The 22,966-nt window shown below is 55.7% G+C and carries 23 protein-coding genes, 1 tRNA gene and 1 pseudogene; 16 read left to right on the forward strand and 9 right to left on the reverse strand.

Features of this window, described 5'->3' with window-relative positions; all coding sequences use genetic code 11:
• Window positions 1–69: 69 nt before the first annotated feature.
• Window positions 70–579, reverse strand: coding sequence for a prolyl-tRNA synthetase associated domain-containing protein (locus tag BSK43_RS05180; RefSeq protein WP_077472010.1), 510 nt, complete (start codon window positions 577–579; stop codon window positions 70–72).
• Window positions 580–821: 242 nt separating this feature from the next.
• Between BSK43_RS05180 and BSK43_RS05185 the strand changes: the two genes are divergently transcribed.
• A tRNA-Gly gene (locus BSK43_RS05185) sits at window positions 822–896 on the forward strand.
• A 308-nt stretch (window positions 897–1,204) separates the two neighbouring features.
• Here BSK43_RS05185 and BSK43_RS05190 read toward each other — a convergent pair.
• From BSK43_RS05190 to BSK43_RS05200, 3 genes are all read right to left on the reverse strand, one after another.
• Window positions 1,205–2,140: a LysR family transcriptional regulator gene (locus BSK43_RS05190; protein WP_077472011.1), complete on the reverse strand. Its 936-nt coding sequence runs from the start codon at window positions 2,138–2,140 to the stop codon at window positions 1,205–1,207.
• 9 nt (window positions 2,141–2,149) lie between these two features.
• The gene (locus BSK43_RS05195; protein WP_077472012.1) at window positions 2,150–3,403 is read right to left on the reverse strand and encodes an aminotransferase class I/II-fold pyridoxal phosphate-dependent enzyme; all 1,254 of its coding nucleotides are present in this window, start codon (window positions 3,401–3,403) and stop codon (window positions 2,150–2,152) included.
• 148 nt (window positions 3,404–3,551) lie between these two features.
• Window positions 3,552–4,250 (reverse strand): response regulator transcription factor, encoded by a 699-nt coding sequence (locus BSK43_RS05200; protein WP_077472013.1) that lies wholly within the window; start codon window positions 4,248–4,250, stop codon window positions 3,552–3,554.
• 273 nt (window positions 4,251–4,523) lie between these two features.
• Here BSK43_RS05200 and BSK43_RS05205 point away from each other — a divergent pair, with 273 nt between their 5' ends.
• From BSK43_RS05205 to BSK43_RS05255, 11 genes are all read left to right on the forward strand, one after another.
• Complete coding sequence (locus BSK43_RS05205) at window positions 4,524–5,462, forward strand: nucleotidyltransferase and HEPN domain-containing protein (protein WP_077472044.1); 939 nt, start codon at window positions 4,524–4,526, stop codon at window positions 5,460–5,462.
• Window positions 5,463–5,645: 183 nt separating this feature from the next.
• On the forward strand, window positions 5,646–5,861 hold the full coding sequence (locus tag BSK43_RS05210) for a hypothetical protein (RefSeq protein ID WP_136686740.1): 216 nt from the start codon (window positions 5,646–5,648) through the stop codon (window positions 5,859–5,861).
• A gap of 251 nt (window positions 5,862–6,112) precedes the next feature.
• Window positions 6,113–6,694, forward strand: a complete 582-nt coding sequence (locus BSK43_RS05215; protein WP_136686742.1) for a hypothetical protein — start codon at window positions 6,113–6,115, stop codon at window positions 6,692–6,694.
• 112 nt (window positions 6,695–6,806) lie between these two features.
• The gene (locus tag BSK43_RS05220) at window positions 6,807–7,031 is read left to right on the forward strand and encodes a hypothetical protein (RefSeq protein ID WP_077472015.1); all 225 of its coding nucleotides are present in this window, start codon (window positions 6,807–6,809) and stop codon (window positions 7,029–7,031) included.
• The gene (locus tag BSK43_RS05225; protein WP_077472016.1) at window positions 7,025–8,143 is read left to right on the forward strand and encodes a DUF4417 domain-containing protein; all 1,119 of its coding nucleotides are present in this window, start codon (window positions 7,025–7,027) and stop codon (window positions 8,141–8,143) included. Before BSK43_RS05220 ends, BSK43_RS05225 begins: the two co-directional genes overlap by 7 nt.
• A gap of 54 nt (window positions 8,144–8,197) precedes the next feature.
• Window positions 8,198–8,929 (forward strand): ATP-binding protein, encoded by a 732-nt coding sequence (locus tag BSK43_RS05230; protein ID WP_136686744.1) that lies wholly within the window; start codon window positions 8,198–8,200, stop codon window positions 8,927–8,929.
• Between the two features lie 462 nt (window positions 8,930–9,391).
• Entirely contained in the window at window positions 9,392–10,102 is a 711-nt protein-coding gene (locus tag BSK43_RS05235; RefSeq protein WP_077472017.1) for a hypothetical protein, read from the forward strand.
• A gap of 163 nt (window positions 10,103–10,265) precedes the next feature.
• A complete protein-coding gene (locus tag BSK43_RS05240) occupies window positions 10,266–10,889 on the forward strand; it encodes a DUF488 domain-containing protein (protein WP_205910590.1) in 624 nt (207 codons plus the stop codon).
• A gap of 5 nt (window positions 10,890–10,894) precedes the next feature.
• Window positions 10,895–11,341, forward strand: coding sequence for a DUF488 domain-containing protein (locus tag BSK43_RS05245; protein ID WP_348641742.1), 447 nt, complete (start codon window positions 10,895–10,897; stop codon window positions 11,339–11,341).
• A 236-nt stretch (window positions 11,342–11,577) separates the two neighbouring features.
• Window positions 11,578–12,597 carry a hypothetical protein gene (locus tag BSK43_RS05250; protein ID WP_077472019.1) on the forward strand — a complete coding sequence of 340 codons (1,020 nt, stop codon included), beginning with the start codon at window positions 11,578–11,580 and terminating at the stop codon, window positions 12,595–12,597.
• Window positions 12,597–13,217: a RelA/SpoT domain-containing protein gene (locus BSK43_RS05255; RefSeq protein ID WP_077472020.1), complete on the forward strand. Its 621-nt coding sequence runs from the start codon at window positions 12,597–12,599 to the stop codon at window positions 13,215–13,217. Before BSK43_RS05250 ends, BSK43_RS05255 begins: the two co-directional genes overlap by 1 nt.
• A gap of 52 nt (window positions 13,218–13,269) precedes the next feature.
• Here BSK43_RS05255 and BSK43_RS05260 read toward each other — a convergent pair whose 3' ends face one another.
• From BSK43_RS05260 to BSK43_RS05280, 5 genes and pseudogenes are all read right to left on the reverse strand, one after another.
• Complete coding sequence (locus BSK43_RS05260) at window positions 13,270–13,974, reverse strand: response regulator transcription factor (RefSeq protein ID WP_077472021.1); 705 nt, start codon at window positions 13,972–13,974, stop codon at window positions 13,270–13,272.
• 20 nt (window positions 13,975–13,994) lie between these two features.
• The gene (gene fabG, locus BSK43_RS05265) at window positions 13,995–14,771 is read right to left on the reverse strand and encodes a 3-oxoacyl-ACP reductase FabG (RefSeq protein WP_077472022.1); all 777 of its coding nucleotides are present in this window, start codon (window positions 14,769–14,771) and stop codon (window positions 13,995–13,997) included.
• Window positions 14,768–16,482 (reverse strand): annotated as a pseudogene (locus tag BSK43_RS05270) (acetolactate synthase catalytic subunit). Before BSK43_RS05270 ends, fabG begins: the two are co-directional and overlap by 4 nt.
• On the reverse strand, window positions 16,479–17,837 hold the full coding sequence (locus tag BSK43_RS05275) for an aspartate aminotransferase family protein (RefSeq protein WP_077472023.1): 1,359 nt from the start codon (window positions 17,835–17,837) through the stop codon (window positions 16,479–16,481). Before BSK43_RS05275 ends, BSK43_RS05270 begins: the two are co-directional and overlap by 4 nt.
• 107 nt (window positions 17,838–17,944) lie before the next feature.
• Window positions 17,945–18,628 carry a GntR family transcriptional regulator gene (locus BSK43_RS05280; RefSeq protein ID WP_246662496.1) on the reverse strand — a complete coding sequence of 228 codons (684 nt, stop codon included), beginning with the start codon at window positions 18,626–18,628 and terminating at the stop codon, window positions 17,945–17,947.
• Window positions 18,629–18,885: 257 nt separating this feature from the next.
• Here BSK43_RS05280 and BSK43_RS05285 point away from each other — a divergent pair, with 257 nt between their 5' ends.
• From BSK43_RS05285 to BSK43_RS05300, 4 genes are all read left to right on the forward strand, one after another.
• Window positions 18,886–20,004 carry an ABC transporter ATP-binding protein gene (locus BSK43_RS05285; RefSeq protein ID WP_077472025.1) on the forward strand — a complete coding sequence of 373 codons (1,119 nt, stop codon included), beginning with the start codon at window positions 18,886–18,888 and terminating at the stop codon, window positions 20,002–20,004.
• Window positions 20,001–20,906, forward strand: coding sequence for an ABC transporter permease (locus BSK43_RS05290; protein WP_077472026.1), 906 nt, complete (start codon window positions 20,001–20,003; stop codon window positions 20,904–20,906). The genes BSK43_RS05285 and BSK43_RS05290 overlap by 4 nt, the downstream gene beginning before the upstream one ends.
• Window positions 20,907–20,955: 49 nt before the next feature.
• Window positions 20,956–21,762 (forward strand): ABC transporter permease, encoded by an 807-nt coding sequence (locus tag BSK43_RS05295; protein ID WP_246662499.1) that lies wholly within the window; start codon window positions 20,956–20,958, stop codon window positions 21,760–21,762.
• 141 nt (window positions 21,763–21,903) lie between these two features.
• On the forward strand, window positions 21,904–22,890 hold the full coding sequence (locus BSK43_RS05300; protein WP_136686748.1) for an ABC transporter substrate-binding protein: 987 nt from the start codon (window positions 21,904–21,906) through the stop codon (window positions 22,888–22,890).
• Window positions 22,891–22,966: the final 76 nt, after the last annotated feature.

Raw genomic sequence — 22,966 nt, forward strand, 5'->3', positions numbered from 1 at the left:
AAATAGTCAAAGCGACTGGACAATCCAAAGACAAGCCGCTCGCCTTAATCTTAGCGCTAAAATCGTACCTTAACCTGTCACTTTCAAGACCAGCGGCGCATGACCCGTCGCCTCCATGAAGCGCAGCAGATCGGCGCTGGCAATCGATGTCGTCGCATCGTTCGACAGAGGATGGCAATTGACGATGTCATGCGCCATCAGGTCGGCATCGAGGACGAAGGTGACATTGTTGCCGGTATCGTTGATCGCCCCGAATGCCGTCACCGAACCGGGGATGACGCCGAGATATTCCATCAGCTTTTCCGGCTTGCCGAAGGAAACCTTGCTGGCCGCACCGATCAGCGTGTGCACCGTCTTCAAGTCGACGCTCGCATTTTCCTCGACGGTCAGCAGGAAGAAATTGTCCTTCTTGTCCTTCACGAAGAGGTTCTTCGTGTGGCCGCCGGGAATCTCGTCGCGCAGGGACACCGATTCAGCAACGGTAAAGACCGGGGCATGATCCTTGGTGCTGTGGGCAACGCCGAGTCCATCCAGGAACAGGAAAAGATCGTCGCGTGTCTTCGGGCTGGTCTCGGTCATGGCGCCTCGCGATGGAAATTGTTCGCTCCTGATACGTCGCCCACAATTTCATTGCAATCTTTCAGAGGCCGAAGCCCGCTGTTTCCGGGCTTTCCGGGAGTTGCAGCAAAGGGCTTGAGATTTTTCTTGGCGAACTCGTCATTTCCCTGTTGCATTTGAAAAACGGTTGGGCCATATAGCGCCCGTCGCCGCAAGACGACGCACACGGTCCAACACACTACCCCGGACTGTTGTGGCAATGAGCGGGTGTAGCTCAGGGGTAGAGCACAACCTTGCCAAGGTTGGGGTCGAGGGTTCGAATCCCTTCGCCCGCTCCAGTTTTCCTAAGAAACGCAATGGGTTATGTTCGCCACCAGGCGAACTCCGTTTAACGTTTTGCCGTGAGATACCACCGAGATACCACCGGCGGTTCGACGCGAACCGACAAAGGTATAGACAATCCCCGAAGCGCTAGAGCACAATTGGCGCTACAAAAGCGATCAGTCGAATGGGATGATTTGGAATCGCATGATTTCAACAGGGATGAGAACTGAAAGCCGCGTCCTGAAAAGAGCAGCGTAGCAATGGCCTAACGCCGCGGCGCTTTCATCTCGGATCGAATGAATAAATCTTTTGATCTTCAGCCTCAAAAAGCAGCACTGGGTGCAGACGGCGCTATCTTCGCGCGTCCTTCAGCAGCCATATGCTTCGCCATCGCAACGAGACGAAAGACTACGCGCTTCGGATTGGATTCAAGCCAAATCGCCGAAACGGGATTGATGCTGTTTGGCCCTGCGATCGGGCGCCACACCGTGCAATCAATGCTCATGATCTTTGCGAGACTTTCACTAGCTACCGTGATGCCCTTGCCAAGTTGAACTTCCACGAAAATAGTGGATTGGCCGACATTACAGCGCCGCACGGCCAGCCCATCCGTAGATGTCGCGATATGCGCCAAAAAGGGTGGGTCGAACTGCGTTACGTTTCTTCCTGCGGGAATCAGAACCTGTTCGCCGACAAGGTCTGCCCAAGAAACGGCTTGCTTCTCGCACAGCGAGTGCCCGGCGGGAAGCAGAACGGCGAGACCCTCTTCCCAGACCGTTTCGCTCATGCAGGATTTCGCGCGACAATTGCCACTCATGAAGGCGACATCGAGCGCCCGACGACGTATGGCATGAGCATATTTTCTATGTGCGACGTCTTCGATTGCAATTGCCGCGCCAGGATGTGCTTTTTCAAAGCGCCTGATAAGCTGGACAAGGAAGTCCTGCCCCACTGACAGATTCACCCCTACTCTTAGCGTCGTCAGATTCTCGTTTCCGCGTGCCGTGCGGGCGAGCGCCTCCTCCAATCTCTCATAGTGGACGCGAACTTCAATGAGCCAAGCCCGGCCGGCTTTTGTCAAATGAACACCGTTATTGCCTCGCTCAAACAGCTGCAGATCAAGGTATTGTTCAAGCGAAAGGATGTTACGGCTGACGCTGGACTCCTGCACGCCAAAAGCCTGCGCGACCCGCCGCATGCTGCCGTACTCAACTGCCGCAAAGACGTACTTGAGGTGAAGAAGGGCGTTGATATCCATCACCGATCATCATTCAAAGACGCTCACGATCTCGTCCTTGATCTTCTCGACTGCCGCACAAAGAGATCTGATCTGGTCATCGGTGTGAGACGCCGTCACACAAATACGCAATCCAGCCTGGCCCTTCGATACCGTTGGGAAAAAGATAGCCGAGGTGTAGAAGCCTTGCTGGAAAAGACTTCTTGCGGCTCCAATCGCTATAAGTTCGTCGCCGAATTGGACAGTCCGGATGGGTAGCGGCGCACCCCGCTGTGACGTCGGCATCAATGCGTCAAGCAAGGCAATCTTTTCTTGAAGTGCTCGTTGCAGGCGCGGCAGTTCACTGGTTCGATGAAGCCTTGCGGACGCCAAACCCGCGCCGATGGCCGCAGTATTGAGCGACGCAGAAAACGCGTGTGCCACCGCAAACCTACGAAACAGAACCTCTTGATGGGCTGTGCCCAGCATGAGCATGCCGCCGGATGCACCAAAGCCTTTGCCAAGAGAGGCTGCAATTATCGTTCGATCGCCTAGCTCCCCAATTTGGGACTTGGCAAAGCCTTCTCCATGCTCTCCGAAGAGCGACACGCCGTGAGCATCGTCAATATAGAGAAACAGGCCGTATTTTTCTTGCAGTCGGCGCAGCTCGGCGAGCGGAGCACTGCCGCCCATGGAGTAGACGCCATCGCAGATAAAGGCGACCGCCTCATTTTGTCGGCACAACTGCTCAAGAGCTTCAAGATCGTTGTGGGCAATTGTCTCAACCCGTGTCTCTTCGGCGATCGTGCCCTTATGGTATGCAAGAGTTGCATGCGCCAGCCGATCAAACACCATGACAGGCTTCGGACCACCCGTGAGATGCCCTGATGCGACCAACGGCAAGGCGCTCATATTGGCGGCGAGCACGGTGGTGTAAGTGATCACTCGCGCGGCGAAGAGATCAGAAAGGGATTCCTCCAGGTCACCTAGATCCGCAAAGTTCAGACGAGTGCGGGCGCATGACCAGTGCAGCGCACCGGAAGCCCGCACGGCTTCGACGGCGCCTCCGACAATGTCGGGATGATTATCCAGGCCCAGGTAGGAGCATCGGACGAAGTCGACAACCATCCGATCCTCGTAGCTCAACTTCACGGCTCGGCCTTGCGACGGATGGGCGTAAATCGCCATAACGCCTTGGTAATGAGCAGCTTCGAAATGCCGATCGGCAACATCAACGAGACTGCCGGTATTACGGTGGGTTGTTTTCCCGTTTTGCTCAGAACGCGCGGAAATCTTCTTTTCCATTTTTCAAACTCCGGTCTGTCAGTGTGCAGACCAGAAGTTGAAATCAGCGCCCACCAACATCAACAAACGGGGTCAGAAATCTCCATAAATATAAAATATTCCTAATGTTAAATGATGGAACATATATGAAGCTGTGCGAATATAGAAGTTAGCCGAATTCAGCCGCGTAACCGCTGGATCGGATCGTGCGGATAATATTGCGACCGGTCATCTGTTCCAGCATTCGGCGCAAGCGCCCAATATGGACATCGATTGTCCTTGGCTGGACATAATAGTTGGGAGGCCAAGCTGCCTCGATTAGTTCCGACCGTGTGAAGACGCGGCCGGGCACCTGAAGCAAACGGCATAGCAGCTTGAACTCGATGGGACCGAGCTGAATTTCTTCCGAACCGTGCCTGATCAGCCTCTTGCTCACCTCGATACTGAGTTCCCAAACGGTGAATGTACTGCTGTCCCGGCGGATCCCCCCTGTTCTCGGAGATAGCCCCGACATAAGGGATTGCAAATAGGTCAGTATCCTTGCCGGTGAGACGGGGCGAACAAAGCTTTCGGTTACACCCGCCTTGAGCAGATCCAGATAGTGCCGCTCATCACCGCCGGGGATGAGAGCGAGCAATGGGATATGCGCCGTCGCCTTATCAGCTTTGATCAGACTACAAATGCGCAATGCATGCTCGGCGTTGTTTTCGGTGTCGAGGACAATCGCTAAAACGGACGTGCGGCCTGCAAGTTCTCCCACCTCTTCCTCGTCCAAGAGTGCGGAACTCAGCCCTTCCACCGCGAGAATGTGGCTAAACACAAGATAAAGGTCGGGATTTCGCGACCAGAAAAAAACCTCGGGATTCATATGACAGCCCTTCTCCTGTTAGCTGCCAGATCGACGATCCGGAATTCTGTTGCATCAAAAATGACGGCAAAATCGCCGATTTTCTTAGATTTTCGTTGGTTTTCGCGCAAGAACGCTCTATATTCACATTTCCTACATAAAAGTCTAGTATGATTCTCCATTTTTTGATGCAACATTTTTATTGCTTTTCTTGCAACCTTCACGCACCCTGTGGATTCGAAGCGCAAGCTCCTTTATGCCTATCCAATGTCTGTGAAAGAGCCGCCGTTGTTCATGAAGTCTAGCATCGACCATCTGCCGCCGCTCAAACAGCGCGAGCTCGCTCGGGTCCTTGAGGTGTTGCATGAAGAGTTTGAAGATGCGCTGAAGGGCGGCTCAGCGGATTTCAAGAAGCGCGGGCGCATCCTGAAAATTATCCTCTTCGGATCCTATGCGCGCGGTAGCTGGGTTGATGAGCCGCATACCAAAAAGGGTTACCGCTCGGATTTCGACCTGCTGATTGTCGTCAACAATCGCAAGCTTACCGATTTCTCCACCTATTGGCAGAAGGCGGCGGATCGCTTCATGCATCTCGGTGAAATCAAGACGCCAGTGAATTTCATCGTGCATTCGCTCCGCGAGGTGAACACCTTACTCAAGCAGGGCCGGTATTTCTTCGTCGACCTCCGCCGCGATGGCATTGTGCTGTACGAGCTCGATGACAAACCGCTGGCCAATCCCATTCTCCTGCGACCCGCGGACGCATACAAATTTGCGATAGAATACTTCGAAGACCGACTCCCTCACGCGCGAGTATTTGCCAAAACAGCTGACTTCTGTATTCGTGAAGGCGATTTCAAAGAGGCAGCTTTCCTGCTGCATCAATCGATCGAACAAGCTTACACAGCATCGCTACTCGTCCTGACCAACTACAGTCCAGCCTCCCACAATCTCAAGCACCTGCGTGGTCTCGCAGAAAGTCAGGCGCAGCAGTTGGCGGACGCTTGGCCACGCGACCAACAGCGCTTTGTCGCCTGGTTCAACATCCTCAACGAAGCATACGTCAAGGCGCGCTATTCAAAGCATTATGAGATAGGCCGCGAAGCCCTCACATGGCTCTTGAGTCGCACGTCGGATTTGATCGATCGAGTGGAAGCAGTCTGTCAGGATCAGCTTGAAGCGCTAAGGATAGAAGTAGAAGAAGCTGATCGCCGCTCAAGGGGACGAGCATAATAGCAGTGGAAAAACGCCGACGGATACTCGCGCAATGCCTCTTTCGGCACGACATGTTTGTCGCAAGCAAAATGCCTAGGACGATATGATTGGTCGACTACGTCGACCCTCGCAGCTCCTCAATGAGCTTCCAACGTCCGGCTTCAAAATCAACTCCCTGCGCCGGACGCAGGAGGTGTTTGCTTGTCCCGAAATTCATCGACACGTGCAGCAGCAGGCCGCTTTGACGGCAAATCGAATGCCGCCCGCAATAATCATCAAATAGTCCATGACACGATCGCGCTTTACGGAGACAGCGCGCCAACGGCAGTGGCATGGTGTGCGTTTGAGGCTTGGTGCGAAGGTGACGAAGAAGAATATCAATTCTGGTTAGGCATTTTTCAGCGCCTGCGTAACTAGAAAAGCGCCGATTTCATTGATGGATTCGATAGATCGGCGTCGCCATGCATTAGGCGAGCGCAGGACGTCTATTTTTCTTCGCCAATATTCGCTCAGGACGCTTGCGGCCGACTGATAACACCGGCGTAGAGTTTAACTCACCCTGGACGGGTTCCAAGCGTATGAACACCCAAACGAGCAACATCGCACCCTTGACGCAGAATTAAACGATCCTTATATCTCACGTCACACACGTGAGAAGGATGAGAATCGTGAGAATCTCCTTGATGCAAGTTTCCGATAACCCCGTCCTTGCAGGCGCCGTCAATGGGAAGATCGCTTTCGCCGAGATGATCAAGAGTATCCCGGACGAAGTGGTCGGTCCGCAACCGCTCTTCCTCGACTTCGGCGGTATCGCGGTCGCCACCGCAAGTTATCTTCGCGAGTCTGTCTTTACCCTTAAGGCCTATCTACGGGCGAAGAGCTCGTCCTATTATCCGGCCGTCGCCAATGCGAACTCCGATGTCTGGGATGAGTTGTCAGTAATCGCGCATGCCAAGAACGACGTCATCGTAACCTGTGAGCTTACGGACGAGGGCATCACGTCGAACGTCGAACTGGTAGGCAATCTTGATCCCAAACAACGGCTAACGTTTGAACTTGTCTTGAAGTTCGACGAAGTCGACGCCAACTCCTTGATGGAACAGTTCGGCGAATCCGAAAAAACAAAAAGTACAACGGCATGGAATAATCGCTTGGCTAGCTTGGCCTCGCGCGGAATCATTCGGGAATACACCAAGGGTAGATCGAAATATTACCGTCCATTGTTAACGGAGCGCGCTTATGGGAATTGAGTTTCTTACGCGAACTCGAACGACGATACGAAAGCACATAGACCGAAAGCGCGTCGAACTCGCGACGCCGGACCTCTTTACGCAACAGCCCACCGATCAGCCTCGCTGCGCCATGATCTCACTGAAGAAGGGTGCGGTCGTAAAAGAAGGTGATAGGCTGATTATCGAATTGAACAACGCCTCGATCACCATAAGCCGCGACAACGACGTTGTTGGCGTCTACGACAATCCAAACCTTGACGTTCTGACCAATCTTTCCAGCAGCGGCGGTACCGCCGGCGCAGTTGTTCGGCGCGTTATGAAGCTCTCAGGCAAAGCGGAGGTGTCGCTTTGCTAGATCCGCGTAGCAATGAAGTGCTCGTGCGCGCGCTCACGGATGATCCGTTTGCCCATTCGCTTGCCCTCGGATGCGGAAGCTGCACCAAATTTGAGTGGTGTGGGGGCCTATCCGTGCGGGACTCAATTCTGGACTGCCTGGATTTCTGTTGTGGAAAGCCAAACGAATGCACCAATGTTTGCGTGAAAAATCCGGTCCAGTACGTCGATCAGCTCCGTGAAATCCTTGGTTTCGATCTCGCGAATATCCCACACCTGACCGGAAACTATCGGACCATCGAGCACGATGTAGTGCCACTGATCTACCATCGGACCGGCCGCGATCGCCCGGTATCCGGATCTGCCTTTGCCCTAAGGTTCCGCGATGTGGTGGACTTTGCCCGTGGCGAGGTTCGGTTCGCAACACGGGATCTTCTTTGCGAGGCGTTCAAGATCGATCCGTCGGCTGATCTCGTGCTCAGCGGAGTCGATCATGACGAACGCATCGAACCCTGGTGGGCTTTGCAAGATCGGCGGTCACAGATCCTTCGCCAGCTTCGTGATTTGGACATTCAACTTGTCACCGCTCCAAACTTCAGCCTGGTCCTTGACAAGCCGCGGACCGATGACCTGCATGCGATGAAACGCATTGCGATAGTCTGGAGCGAATTCGAGGGAAATGGGATCGCTTGCGCACTCCACGTCAACTCCAGGACATTTAAAGACTTCGAGCGTTGGGCGGACTTCGTGCGTGCGCGGAGCGAGATTGGTATCATCGCATACGAGTTCATCACGGGTTCCGGCAAAAAGGCGCGCCGCCAGTTCCATATCGACGGCTTGCGTAAGATCGCTCAGACCGCCGATCGGCCGCTCGATATTGTTGTCCGAGGAGACCCGGACGTCATAACGCACCTTCGGCGAGATTTCCGGAAGGTGATCTATATCGATACGATGGCTTACATGAAGACGATCAAGCGCCAGCGCGCTGTTCGCTCTGGTAATTTTAAGCTCGACTGGGTTGCGACCAAGACAAACATCCGCTCCGAGGTCGACGATATGCTTCAACACAACCTAAGTGAACAGAACCTCTTCCTTCGTGGACGCTTTTATGACCAAGATATGGCGTTACTCTAAAGGTGATTCATCGAAACGCTCACATTTGATCTTGTCGAGGATATTTCTCTGGCGTTGCAGACCGGCGCCGTCGATGCGACGGACATTCCGCCGTGCGCTGCTCAATCTTTAGGAGCATTTCTTGAATTCGCCCATATCTTCCCGCAGCTTCTCGTGAAACCGTCTGAGGCGGCATGGCTGGATCCGCGGCATTTCCGACGATTCGTTACCCATCGGGAAACGCCCTGGTTTGTCGAGGACCCGCACCCCTACGGGTTTGTGCCAGTTTCGACGATGATCTCCAGCCCGCTCGTTTGGACCGACGTGATTAACCGGTTGAAGCGCCTAAGCATCGCTGCGGGTTTTTCAAACGACCATAGCGGCAAGTTCGTCGCCGCCATTGGTGAACTTTGGGGGAATATCGTCGATCACAGTCAACGCAGCGACACAGGTTATATCGCGTTCAGCCTCGAATCGAGCAGATTTGAATTTGTTGTAGCCGATCATGGCATCGGCGTCCTTGCCAGTTTGAAATCAAATCCTGCCTATGCCCATCTGACCGACCATGGACGTGCGATTGAACTCGTTCTCTCGGAAGGGGTCTCCCGGTATTATACCGAGAACGGACATGGCTTTGGATTTCGCCCCCTTTTTGTAGGTTTGGCCAATATTGCCCGAAGTTTACGGTTTCGTTCAGGTGACCATGCCCGTGAGGTTATTCGTGCAGACGCAGGAACTCCGGAATCACGTACTTATGAACTTGCGAGCCTTCCAGGCTTTTTTTGTTCAGTCCTATGCGCGGCTTGAATTACACACTGTGACGTGTCTCCCGCCCGGACATCGGTGAGTTCGTCGCCAAATCAGGCCCATTCATGCATCCTCCCTAGTAGGTCAGGCATTTCGACCGGAAGACGCATGTCTGTGCGGTAGGCATTGAGGGCTTCGGCCGCAATGTGGATATCGCTCGCGCCTGGCTTCACGATCAGGGTGCCGCTCTCCATCTGGACGTATTCAAGCTTTCTGTCCGGACTTTAGTGAAACTGCTGTCCGGGAATTAGCGGAATCAATGTCCACCTTTTGCGAAGCGCGCACGCAGAACGATTTGGCCTTCCTCCGTCAAAGCCACAAAGGCGTCCACGGGCATGAGATGTTCGCCTATACACGGGGAACATTCCGAGCCATGATGCAATCTATATTTGCATCATAATCAATATAACTTGCAATTTTACCGATTATACCGCAGATTACCCCTATTCTGGGGAGGATGGCATGCCAACATATGAATTGGTTATTACCGACGTTACTCGATATGATTCCCGCTTTTGCGTGGCGGGCTGGGATTTGCAGAGCGGAGGAATGATCCGGCCCGAGCCGCCGACAATGAATGCCACTGCCGAAGCGTCTCGCTTTTGGACCGATCAACACGCGGGTCCTGGTAAGTTTTTCGCGATAGGCAATATTGTGCGCTTCAACGCCGACGCAGCGCCTGCGCATTCTCCATTCCCGCATGCAACAGAAGATCGACTTTATGTCGGTGGCAATAATGCCGCAGTTCTGGGGCAGATGACACCGCAGCAAATTGCGCAGACGGTCGCGCCAGGTGTCTCTGTGTCGATTATCCAGGCGTTTGGCGGGCATCTTCAGAGGGCTCAGTCGGGCAAGGCGCACGTCGCCGCAGGCCAGCAAACAAGCTCCTTAGACGCAATCGAAATCGCACCGGCCGCGATTACCTTTTATGAGGCTAGCCCCAAGCCCGGAAAGCGACAACTTCGTGCCGTGATTGCTCAGGGTGGCATGAATTACGATCTCTCTGTGCCTGCGGATGCAGCGAAAGCCCAATTCCTAGCGAGCGGGATCGCGGGGCTGAGTGCGGACGTGCAGGCGAGTCAGCGGATCCATGTTCGCCTGGGCCTCTGTCGTCCTTTCGCGGCGATGCCGGATTCCTGCTATGCGCAGATCAACGGGGTCTATTGCCTGTAGCGACGGTCCCGGAGGATACGTCGCCACCCGGCTTCACGCTGGTCACTGAGGGTTTTCACGAAGGGCGCTGGCTCTGCTAGCCGACCTTAGATAAGATGAGCGGAGCCATTGAGATGGAGATCGTATCGAACGGGCGGTCGTTTGGAAGCAGGAGGCTATTTCGGTGCAAGCGGCTGTTGAGGTACTGACGATCGGGCATTCGACGCTTTCTTATGAGCGCTTTCTGGAACTGCTGCGGGGTGCTTCGGTCACGGCGGTGGCTGATGTGCGAACATCCCCTTATTCGCGGCATTTCTCGCATTTCAACCGAAGCACTCTGCGCGACGAATTGCGAGAAGACGATATTGCGTATGTCTTCCTAGGCGAGGAATTAGGGGGACGACCGAAAGACGCACGGTTTTATTGCGACGGCGTCGCAGACTATGAGAAGATGGCCAGAACCGACGAGTTTGCGCGGGGACTGGAGCGTATCATTGAAGGCGCACAGAAATATCGCATCGCCATGATGTGTTCGGAACATGACCCGCTTGATTGCCATCGCTGCCTTCTGGTCGGACGCGCCCTTCGCGAACGCGGTATGCGCGTTCGTCATATCCTGGGCAATGGCGCGATCATCGATCAAGGCGAGGTTGAGGCACGTTTGCTGGATATGGCAGGCAAGAATGATGACGATCTGTTCGATCCCGTGGAGAAGAGGCTTGCGGCAGCGTATCGTGACCGGGCGATGAGGGTCGCTTTTGCCGAGCGGCCGCCGAGCGACTCACAAAAATTTGCCGTGGGGGAGTAGAGCATTTGGAGAAAATTGATATCGCGACAATCGGATTCACCAAGACGACAGCATCCCGCTTCTTTGAGCGTGTCAAACATGCGGGGATCAAAAAGGTGATCGACGTTCGCCTCCACAACACTTCCCAGCTTGCCGGTTTCGCCAAGGCGGATGACCTCGCCTATTTCCTCAAGGAAATTTGCGGCGCGGACTATGTCCACCAGCCATTGCTTGCACCAACCGACGATATCCTCAAGGCTTATAAGCGCGATAAGGGTGATTGGACCATCTATGAGACGTCCTTTATGCGCCTCATGGCTCAAAGAAAGATCGAGGAACGCCTAAAGGCCGAGATGTTTCGAGGCGGGTGTCTGCTTTGCTCTGAAGATAAGCCCCATCATTGCCATCGGCGGCTCGTTTGCGAATATCTCAATGGGAAATGGGATGGAGCTCTAAGAGTCCAGCATTTGTAATTCTTTTCGAAAGGTAAGGCACCGAAGCGGAAGCTGGGGGCACCTCTCGGCGCAACGTATGGCCCGCCTTGTTCGCAAGCAGAATTTTCAATTCCCGTACGCTCTGCTTCAACCTATTCGGTCTCAATCGACCTGGGACCGTCGGCGGACGGGCTGTTCTTTGCCTAAGCTCACGAATTGCCGCAGTTTACAAAGTGAAAAGTAGACTGATAGTAATACCATGTGCGGGGGCGGACATGACTATCGAACATCTTCAAACTTATCTTGTTTATCCGAATAAGGGCGTTGCAGAACCTCGGGTGATCAACGGCACGGACGTGCCTTTAGAGGGAGAGGTCTTCACACTTCTCAATGACGTCTACATAAAGTCGGAACGTGAGTGCTCAATCGATATCGCCTTTAACCAGCCGGCGGACGGCGTCGGCCTGAACCCGTGCCGAACTCTTTTGCTTGATTACGCTCGGGCACCGTCAGTCGCCACCGGACTTCCTCTGGCAACGCGTTTGGCAATTCATTCTACACGGCGCTCGGCACTTGGTCTTCTCTTCCTCGCCACGAGCATGGTGGGCGCGCAGCGCAAAATCGTGATCGCGCGCTTTGCCGCGAATAGCGGCATTCTAGCGGATGAGAACCGAGAGGCTCTCAGCGTTGAGTTCGTCGAACGTGTCTTCCTAAGGAGCGTTGGATCCTACAAGGCTGTGCTATATCAAGATGCCGTCACGGAGCATGGCTTCTGGATGGCTAAGGCTGTGGATCGACAGATTAACAGCAGCGAGACGGAGGTCTCGCGGTACTGGATAGCAGACTTCTTAGATTCTGATTTCAAAACCACGTCAGCGACCGGCACGCGGGTCCTAGCTGTGGCCATGCGAAAAGCAGCAAAAGCGACCGACAATCTCGAAATAAAGAAAGAAATTACCGCTGCGGCGACGCTTGGGGCTGGTCTCAACGATCAAGTGATGACTGCGAACGACTTTATTGCCCGTCTCGGCCTTTCCCGGCTTTCACGGGAAGCGATCACGGAGCAGATGCGCCATCAAGGACTTTTGAACGAACAATTCCGGTTCAACGCTGAAGAGTTCAAGCGCCAACTGCCTTACAAGTCCGTCGAGCTTCACTCAGGCGCCATTCTGAGCGCCGCCGCCTCTGAGTTCGATCAGGTGTTTGCTCATACTGAGCCAACTGCCGATGGGGAGGTGACCTACACAGCGACGGGAAGAGTCATTGACGAGAAGCTTGAGAAGGCGCAGCGGTGATGATCGAAGATGAATATCGAACTCGCTACGAAAAAGTGCTGGTGCCGCTTGCTGCTTCACTTTCCGAGCTATTGACGGAGCATCTAGATGGCCACAAGCGGATCGACCGGATCAGCTCGCGGGCTAAAAGCGTAGAGCGGTTTGTCGCAAAAGCTGCAAAATTGACGGAGCAAAACACCCAGAAATATGAGCATCCGCTTGACCAAATCCAAGACCAAATCGGCGCCCGTGTTACCGTGTTCTATAAATCAGACGTCGAGAGCGTCCGGAAAGTACTGATGCGTTACCTGCGACCGGTTGAGTCGAAGGATCTCGTTCCAGCGTCAGAATGGGAATTCGGATATTTTGGATGGCACTCAGTGTGCCTCTTTCCCGCGGAACTGATTTTGCCGGATTGGCCTGCTGAATTCGTCCCAAACTTCTTCGAGCTGCAAGTTAAAACACTGTTCCAGCACGCTTGGTCGGAGGCAAACCACGATCTCGGTTACAAGGCTGAAGGGGACGGTTTAACGCCTGATCAAAATCGCATGCTAGCTTTCGCCTCCGCGCAAGCATGGGGCGCCGACCGTGCATTCGATGAGTTGTTTTGTGAATTGCACGGTCCCCCGAAGTCGGCCTGATTTCATATACGTTCGTGTTATCAGATCTCCACCACCGGAAACGAAGCCTCTGCTATTTTTCTAAACAATCGTAAATGCCCAGCGCATATCCGCGCGTACGAACTGTACGAATGAGATCCGGTCCCAACTTCCGAAGCGCCCTACGAATATGCCCCATATGAATATCTACCGTCCGAGGCTCGACCTCCGAATCCTCCGGCCAGGCCGCAGCAATTAGCTGTTCCCGACTTCGAACAGCCTCAGGATTTTGCAAAAGATACCGCAAGAGACGGAACTGCAAGGCAGTCAGTGGAACATCGCGACCATTCCTGCGCACCTTGAAAGTCGCTGAGTTCATCTCGAGATCGGCAAAGCGAAGTACATCGGCGCTTGCTACCGCTCCGCCGTTCGCGATCAACGCTTCAAGCCTTAGCCGGCGAAGAAAATTGATGAGCTGCGCAGGATCAAAGGGACGAGCCAAAACAAGATCGGCGCCAGTTTCATCGAAGGGCATATCCGGCGAGTCATAGGATTGATTGCAAAGAAGCGCGATCGCAATTTCGCCCCGCATGGCCTTCAGGGTAGCGACATCTCCCAAACGCGCTTCGCACGCGGAGTGATCGATAATGATGGCGCGCACGGATTCTTCGTGCAGTTCATTTGCTGCATCTTCCATACTCGCCGAGAGCGAAACGGAAAAACTTTCGATTGCCAGGACGTGTTGCAGAAGCAGAAACATTTGCGCATTGCGCGAATGGACCAGAATCCGAAAATCCATATCTCCTCCTCCGGCTCGCCTTAGAGCGGCGCGAATTCCCCACCATTGACGTCCAGGATCGCGCCGTTGATGAACCCCGCTTGCTCCGAGACGAGAAAGCAGATGGCGGCGGCAACATCCTCCGGCGTCCCGATGCGTCCGACTGGAATGCGCGCAAGCGCTGCTTTGTTGATCTCGCTGTCTGGCAGTCCCGCCATGTCAGTAGCAATCCGGCCAGGTGCCACAAGATTGACTGTCGTGCCGTGACCGGCAGAGGCCGCCACCAACGATCGGGCCAAGCCGGAAAGCGCTGACTTCGAGGCGGCATAAGCTGCACCTGATATCCTTGGGATTGTCCGGCCAGCAATCGAACTGACGAACACGATGCGCCCGAAATCGCGGTCGATCATATGCGGTAGGACGGCCTGGCAACACCGCATTGCGCCCGTCAGGTTGACCGCGAGAACCGAGTGCCACTCGTTCGAGGTGATCTGTGCAAAGGGCGTGGCACCGTTTTCGCCCTTTGGGGATATACCTGCGTTGCTGATAAGAATATCCGGCATGGCCCACTCGCGTTCCAGCGCGTGGAAGAACCTTTGTATCTGTATCGGCTTGGCCAAGTCGACCGTCCGGGCAAAGACACTCTCGGCGCCGAATCGCGCCGAAAGCATCTGTTGTGCGGCCATAACATGGTCCCGGCGCTGGCCAAGGAAGGCCACCTTGTAGCCACGATCGAGCAGGCTCGAAGCCGTTGCCAAGCCAATTCCCGAGCTGCCACCGGTGACGACAGCAAGCCTTTGCCGGGGAGCCGGGGTCATGCGGCCCGGTCCATCTCGGCGAAGAGCGACAGGGGCGGATGGGCCTCCGGATCGGTCATCACTTCGATGAGCAGTGGTTCATTTCCTTCGATGCCGCGTTTCAGGGCCGGAGCGAGCGCTGCCGGATCGTCGATCCGGATCGACGGGCATCCGCAGGCTTGCGCGATCGCGGCATGATCGACCTCGGCGAAATGGCATGCGGACGTGTATTGGCCAAACTTCACGGTCTCGGCGTCGCGTTGGAAACCGAGAATGCCATTGTTGAGCACGATGATGGTCACCGGCAGGCGCATGCGTATCATCGTCTCAAGCTCGGCCCAGCTATGAGCAAAACCGCCGTCGCCGACGACTGCTACCACCGGACGTTTCGGCTCGGTCGCCTTGGCGCCAAGCGCAAGCGGGAAGCCCCATCCAAGTCCGGCGAGGCCTCGCGGCGTGATGAAACGCATGCCCGCCCGCGGCGCCCTCAACTGTCCCAGTATCCACATGGAGGAATAGCTGGCGTCCGCCACTATTGCGATGTCGCGCGAGAGCCAGGGCTGTAGTTCAGCCATGACCCTTTCCGGGCGAATTGGCGAGTTGGCCGACGTATACTGAGCATGGCGCGCTTCGTTGAACTGGCGCCAGAATGAAGTGATCCGCTCTTCGAGAGACGCACGCAGGGTTCGTCTGAGCGCAAGGTCGCAGCATTGAAGCGTCCGGCGCAGCGCCGCCAATGTCTCCCTGGCATCGCCAATTAGCCGAAGAGCCTCATAGTTTCGGCCCACCTCGGTTGGATCGATATCGATATGGATCACGTTTGCTTTGGCCGGAATCTGCCGCCAATTGTCGGTGCCGTTCTGATTAGTGCGCGTACCGACAAGGATGACCAGATCGGCCTGCGACATCAGTTCATGACTGTAGAGGCCCAGGGATCGCGGGCCGACCAGCGAACCCAGCACACCGGTAGACAGCGGGTGGAACTCGCTGACCGCCCCCTTTCCCATGTTGGTCGTGAAGACAGGCAGGCAGGCCTCATCTTGCAAACGTGCCAGTTCTTCCGCAGCCCCGCCGCAATGGACACCGCCGCCGGCCAGTACGACAGGTGAGCGGGCACTGGCGATCCGTTCGGCGGCGTCTTGCAGATCCCGATCCGACGCCGCGTTCGATCAAGCGGCCATCTTCCGAGATTTCGGGTACGGGGAGCCTTGGCAACGGGCGCGGGCGAGCGCAGAAGGTCCGCCGGCAGAAGCAACGCCACCGGGCCGGGGCGGCCGGAGGTGGCGGCAGTGAACGCCGCATCGACATAGTCGTCGACCCGTTCGGCAACCGTGACGCGCCGGACCCATTTGGTGCAGGATTGAAACAGGGCAATCTGATCGAAATCCTGGAAAGCGTTCCGGTCGGTTTGGTCGCGTTCAACATCCTGGACCAACGCCACAACCGGAATGCTTGCCTTCAGGCATTCGGCAAACGGCGGCACGAGCAATGTCGCGGCAGGACCGTTCTGGGCGGCAACAACCCCGACTTTTCCGGAGGTGCGGGCATAGCCGTCCGCCATGGCTCCACCCATGTTTTCCTGCCGATAGGCAATCTGGCGAATGCCGCGCGCCTCGGCGGCAAGGATGAGCGCCGATGGCAGGCTTTGGGCAAAAATCATCTCGACACCATGGCGTCCGAGCGCCTCTGCAATCCGGTCCGCGACGGTGCTCATCATTGAGGTTTCCTTCATTGCCGTTCCTCCCAACCCGTTCTGCTGTTCTTTTCCAGAAAATCGTCAAATACCGCGACTATGCTTTCGACATCGGCATTAGACATCGGTGTCGACAGGCATGCCGCGGCGCCGAACGGCAGCAAAATCCCGCATGCCAGGAAATGTCGTGAGAGCGCCCGCATGACGTCATTCTCTTTGGGCGTCATGGTTGCCAAATGGAAACTCGTCGGCGCTATCGCCCTCGGATGGATGCGAAACAGGGACGCCGCTCCGGAAACCGAAAACGGCGCCCGCCATTTGAGAGCCGTACGAGACAATCCGTCGCGCAAGCGATCCCCTAGATGCTCAATGCTGGCGAACGCCTCAAGCGTCATGGTTTCCATTGCAGCCTTTCCGGCAACCATGGACACGGGATTTGCCGAAAATGTGCCGCCCTGCGAAACAAGCGGCACCTCATCCTCCGTGCCGAAAACGGCCATGACGTCCGTGCGGCCACCAATGGCGCCTACCGGGAAGCCGCCGCCGATGATCTTGCCGGCGGTGATCAGATCCGGTTCAAGGCCATAGCGGGCCGAAGCACCGGCAAAACCCTGCCTGAGATTGAGAACTTCATCGGCAATGACAAGGATGCCGTATTTGCGGGCGACCGCGGATACCGCAGCGATGAAGTCCGGCGCTGGGGGTAGCAGCCCTGCCCTGCTCGGCATCGGATCGATGAGAATGGCGGCAACGTCGTTTGCTCTCGGCGCAATTGCCGGCTCTATACCGGCCGCGTCGTTGAAATCGAGAACGAGGACTTTGTCGGCAATTGATTGCGGCGCACCGGGATAACCAAGCTTCGGTTGACGACCGCCGGAATCATTATCCGTTATGACGCCGCCCTGACCGGCCTCGGCCCAGTCATAGGCGCCGTGATAGGCACCTGCGAAGCGGACGATTGCCGACCGCCGCGTAAAGGCACGCGCAGCCTTGATGGCAAACATGACGGCTTCGGTACCACTGTTGACGAAACGCACCTGCTCCATCGCCGGTATGCGCGATACCAGGAGCTCGCCGAGCGCGATCTCATGTTCCGTGGGATTGGCGAAGCATGTGCCCGTTTTCAGGACTTTTTCGACGGCCTCAGTTACGGGCGCGAAACCGTGTCCATGGATCAATGTGGTAAAATTGTTATTGAGGTCGAGCAGACGGTTGCCGTCCGCGTCCCAGACATAGGCTCCCTCGCCCCTGGCGACGTAAATCGGGATCGGATCCCTCTCGATCGTGGAGCGTGTGACGCCGGCCGGGAAAACGCCTTTTCCCCGGCGAAAGAGATGGGTTGATCGGGCTCTGATAGCCGACCAGCCTCGTCCCTGAGCTTTATTCGTAAACATGATAGGAAGCTTTCCGTTGCAAGGTCAGACGCGTGTCTTTGCACCGCCTTTATATTTTTGTTGCAACAAAATTACTCGCCGTCAAGTCAATGCATCAAATTTTGAGTCTAAAGGCGGCGATTTGTACGCGCCGCGCGCCGCAGGCTACGAAACCCATCGCGAATATCGCTCTCGAAAGCAGCCCTTAATGCGGCTCCATCACGCTCAGCGAGCGCCTCCATCGCCATTTCGTGATTGTGCACCCCATACTTCTCCTCGGCAAACTCCGGATAGAGGTTGTAGAGCGACGGACCGACGCGCAGCCAAAGCCCCTCAATCATCGCAGTAAGGTGAGGAAGGCCAGCGAGGCGATACACCGAGAAGTGAAATTCCTTATTGTACCACAGCGCCGTCGTGTAGTCCTTTTCCACCAAGGCGGAATTGATACTCTCCTGCAATTTCCCAAGAGTCTCAATGGTTTGCTCCGACCCCTCTTGCGCCGCTCGCTCCGCCGCAAGTCCTTCTAAAGCGAGGCGAACCAGGGTTATCTCCTTTAAATCGGCCTCACTGAGAATGGGAACTATCACCGTCTTGGGACCAGCATAAATCAATGCGCCATCGCCGATCAGGCGGTTGATGGCATCGCGCGCAGGCGTCGAACTGATACCCAGTTCCTCCGCGACCGCGCGAACCGTCATCTTGTAGCCAGGCTCATAGACACCACGGATCAAGCGCTCCTTCATTTCCCGATAGGCAGCATCGCCCAATCCGGCCGCCTGCCGATCCAAACCCGCACCTTCGCCCAATGCCAATATCATTTCCCGTTCCCGCATGTTGACAGTGCCAATTTTTGATGCAACAAAAAGATTATGTGAAGTTTTCGCAAAGCGATTGTCACATCAAAATAGCTTTAGCAGCGCGCTTTGTGACTGTCACCGGGCTGCTGGTTCAATGAATTCTGTATTCGAGCGATCTGCGGGCTGCCTGAAACAGGCCAGCACCGCCTGCGAACGGCTAATGCCGAGCAAAAAAATGGGGAATTCTCACTCAACTGAAGGAGGACAATGATTTGATTGGCCGAAGATTGATCCTTTCGGGGCTCCGAAAGCGCTACGAAGACGTTTGGGCTGTCCGAGACACAAACCTGGAAATCGAGCCAGGCGAATTCGTCTCGATTGTCGGTCCGTCCGGATCCGGCAAGACATCTTTACTGACCATGATTGCCGGCTTCGAGACGCCTACGGCGGGTGCGATCCGCATCGGCGATAAGGATGTCACCTCTCTGCCGCCCAACCGCCGTGACATCGGCATGGTCTTTCAGAAATACGCGCTGTTTCCGCATCTGACGGTCGGGCAGAATATCGGGTTTCCGCTGAAGATGCGTCGAGCCCTGGCAGCGGCTCCGCTGAAGGTTCGAGTGGAAGAGATGCTTCAGCTCGTCCAGCTCTCCGACTATCGCGACCGCTATCCGAACCAGCTTTCGGGAGGTCAGCAGCAACGTGTCGCGGTCGCCCGCGCACTGGTATCCGATCCGCCGGTCATTCTCATGGATGAACCGCTCGGCGCACTCGACAAGAAGCTGCGCGAGGCGATGCAATTCGAGCTCAAGCGTATCCAGCAACGACTTGGCGCAACGATCGTCTATGTCACACACGATCAGGATGAGGCTCTGGCGATGTCCGATCGTGTCGCGGTGATGAGGCAAGGCGAACTGCAGCAGATCGGCACGCCTGCTGAACTCTACGGCAAACCTGCGAACGCCTTCGTTGCTGACTTCATCGGCGTGATGAACTTTGTGCCTGGCATTTATCACGGATCCGAAGGCAGTGACCGTATCGTTCAGCTCGCCGAAGGCATCCGCTTACGCGTGCCAACAGCCTATGATGATAGAGCCTTAGCCCTTGCCAGAACGGCAGCGGTCCATATCGCCATCAGGCCCGAACACATTCGCCTCGCGCCAATTGGCCAAAGCAGCGACAGCGCCGCTACCGGCGTGGTCGAAGCGTCAGTCTTCTTTGGCTCGACCCATGTCCTACTTGTCCGCCTGACAAGATTGCGTGATGTCGTCCTGCGAGTCGAGATGCCAGCTAGCAAGGCCACATCGTTTATCAATGGAACCAGCGTCGAGGTCACCTTCGATGATGCGAACCTGCAGATTTTTCCGGTCAAGGAGGAGCTTGCGGCATGAGCTTTCCAGTTTCATTTTCAGCGGCTCAGCGTCAAGCGCTATCGGTCGGCTGGCTGCGGCCGCACTCCGCCCGGCACTATGCGATAGTGCCGTCATTGCTCTTGGTCGCACCACTTTTGGCGATCTTGGCGATAGGCTTCCTCTATCCTCTGACCAAGCTAATTACACTCAGCTTTAGCGGAGGCCCTTCGGCTACCTACGGGCGCTTTTTCACCGATCCTCTCTATGCGTCTGTTCTTGGCGACACCGTCGGGATAGCGGTTGCCGTCACCTTGAGCTGCGTTGTCGCGGCCTATCCCGTCGCACTTGTCATGGCCCGCCTCAAAGGGAGGCTGGCGCTGGTGATTGCGGCATGCGTTTTTATCCCATTGTGGACCTCGGTGCTAATCCGCTCCTATGGTTGGATCGTGCTGCTCCAGCGCAGAGGGATCGTAAATTCCTTGCTGATGTCAATGAACTTGACGGAAGAGCCGCTCAAACTCCTCTACACGCAAGGCGCTGTCGTGCTCGCAATGACGCATGTGTTGCTGCCCTTTGCCATCCTGCCGATCTTTTCCACTTTGCGGCTACTCCCCGACGACTACGTCAGGGCGGCCCGCAATCTCGGAGCGGGACCGATCCGAGCCTTTCTCTACGTGACCTTGCCGCTAAGCCTTCCGGGCGTCTTTGCCGGAGCGACCATGTGTTTCGTGCTTGCCCTTGGATTTTACATCACACCGGCGCTGGTGGGAGGCCCGGGATCGATGCTGATGGCAAACCTGATTGGCCAGCAAACGACCGTCCTGCTTGATTGGCCGTTCGCCGCAGCCCTATCGACGGTTCTTCTCGTCATGACGATCGTTTTCATCGTCGTGTTTCGCAAGACGCTTTCGCGCAGCAAAGGATTCAGCGGTGTATATTGACCAATCTTCCGCCTTACCGTCGCACGTTTCTACGACCGGAAGGCTGAGAATCGCATCCCTGCATCCTCTCGGTAGACCAGCTGCGGTGCTAGGCGCTGGCGTTCTCGTGGGAAGCATTCTGTTCTTCCTCATCCTGCCGACGCTGCTCATCATCCCGATGTCTCTCAGTCAGACCGATTACATTCAGTTCCCGCCGCAAGGGCTAACTTTGCGCTGGTATCTGGCCTATTTCAGCGACCCGGATTGGATGGCCGCGACCTGGTTCAGCATCAGGATTGCGATCGCGACCACCATCAGCGCTACAATCATCGGCACAATGGCATCACTCGCGATCGTCCGGGGCGCCCTGCCCTTCAAGAATGCGCTGCAGATCTTTGCGGTTGCACCGATGATCGTTCCGCACATCGTTTTTGGCGTCGCTCTCTATCTTGTGTTCTCTCCGCTGCAACTCACCGGCAGCTTCATCGGCTTTCTGATCGCACATACCGTGCTCGCCATTCCCTATGTCGTCATCACCGTCACGGCATCGCTCCAGCGAATCGACCCTATGCTGGAACTCGCGGGTTTGAGCTGTGGCGCCAACCGCCTGCAGACATTCTTTCGAATTATTCTGCCGAATATTGCGCCCGGCATCGCCTCCGCGGCCGTCTTCGCGTTCATCGCATCATTCGACGAAGCGACGGTCGCCTTTTTCATCTCGGACACTGGCGGAAAATCGATCGGGCGGAAAATGTTCGAGGACATTGACTTCAATCTCACACCGGTGATTGCCGCAGCATCCGCAGTTCTCGTCGCCGTCTCCCTGCTTTTGATGGGAACGGCACATTTGTTGACCGCCCACAAAACCGGGCGATGACGTCAAGCCTACCTAAATTCAAACAAAGAGGCGGAGCATTACATGTCATCCAAAAGCCATCCAACCCGCAAACTCCAACCCCAGCAACTGGCCTGTGTTGCCGCCAGTCTCCTTTGGCTTCTTGTGCCTCCACAATCGGCAATGGCCACAGAACAGGTCATCATCGCTTCAACCGGCGGCGCATATGACCGCGCGCTCAAAGAGGCATGGTTCGACCCATTCACCAAGGCGACCGGTATCGAAGTTGTGACGGTTGTTGCCACCAACGCTGAAATGCGTGCCAAGGCCAGCGCGATGGTGAAAACAGGTAATGTCACCTGGGATCTTTATCTCGATGGCGAGATCCAGGCAGCTTCCGAGGCGCATCGCAAGGTCACCGAGGACCTCACCGAATTCTGCCGCCAATTCATCGACCGCAAGGATCTTGGGCCGCATGCCTGTACGGCGGGCGGCGCTCTTCTTCAGTCGACGGCCACACTCCTTGCCTATCGGCTTGGTAAGGCCGGTGATGCCGTCCCGGAAACTTGGGCGGACATGTGGGATACGAAGAAATTTCCGGGTGGCCGCGCATTTCCCAATTTTGACGATCCCTGGCGGGTGATGGCGGCGGCACTCCTGGCCGACGGTGTGAGCCGGGATAAGCTCTTCCCCCTCGATGTCGATCGCGCGCTAAAAAAGCTCGATGAGATTCGTCCGGCAGTCTCCATCTGGTGGAAGACTGGTGACCAGAGTGTGCAGGGTTTTCGTAACGGGGATTATTCGCTCGGGCAGATCTGGTTGACACGGGCAAAGGCAATGCAAAACGAAGGCTTGCCTATTGGCTGGTCCTACAAAGCGTCTTTTCTTGTCGGCGATCGCGTCGCTCTGATCAAAGGCGCTCCACATCGTGACAATGCGCTGAAGTTGATGGCTTTCTGGCTCAATTCACCGCAGGCGCAGGCGAAGGCTTGCGCGATACTATCCTGCACACCGCCAAGCAGCGAGGCGGTCGCACTGATCCCCGAGGACGTCCGAAAGTCTATGCCAAGCGCTGAAGATGTTCGCGATAGCATCGTCGTACCAGACGCAGACTGGATCAATGCCAATACCGCCATATTGCTTCAACGCTGGAATAACTGGGTTCGATGAAGGAACAATTTTTCGTTGTCATACGATAATCGCCATAAGGAAAATAAATTCTTTGACGAGATGATCGGCAAGCGGA

This window comes from Rhizobium sp. P44RR-XXIV, from assembly GCF_001999485.2.
Classification (GTDB): Bacteria; Pseudomonadota; Alphaproteobacteria; order Rhizobiales; family Rhizobiaceae; genus Rhizobium.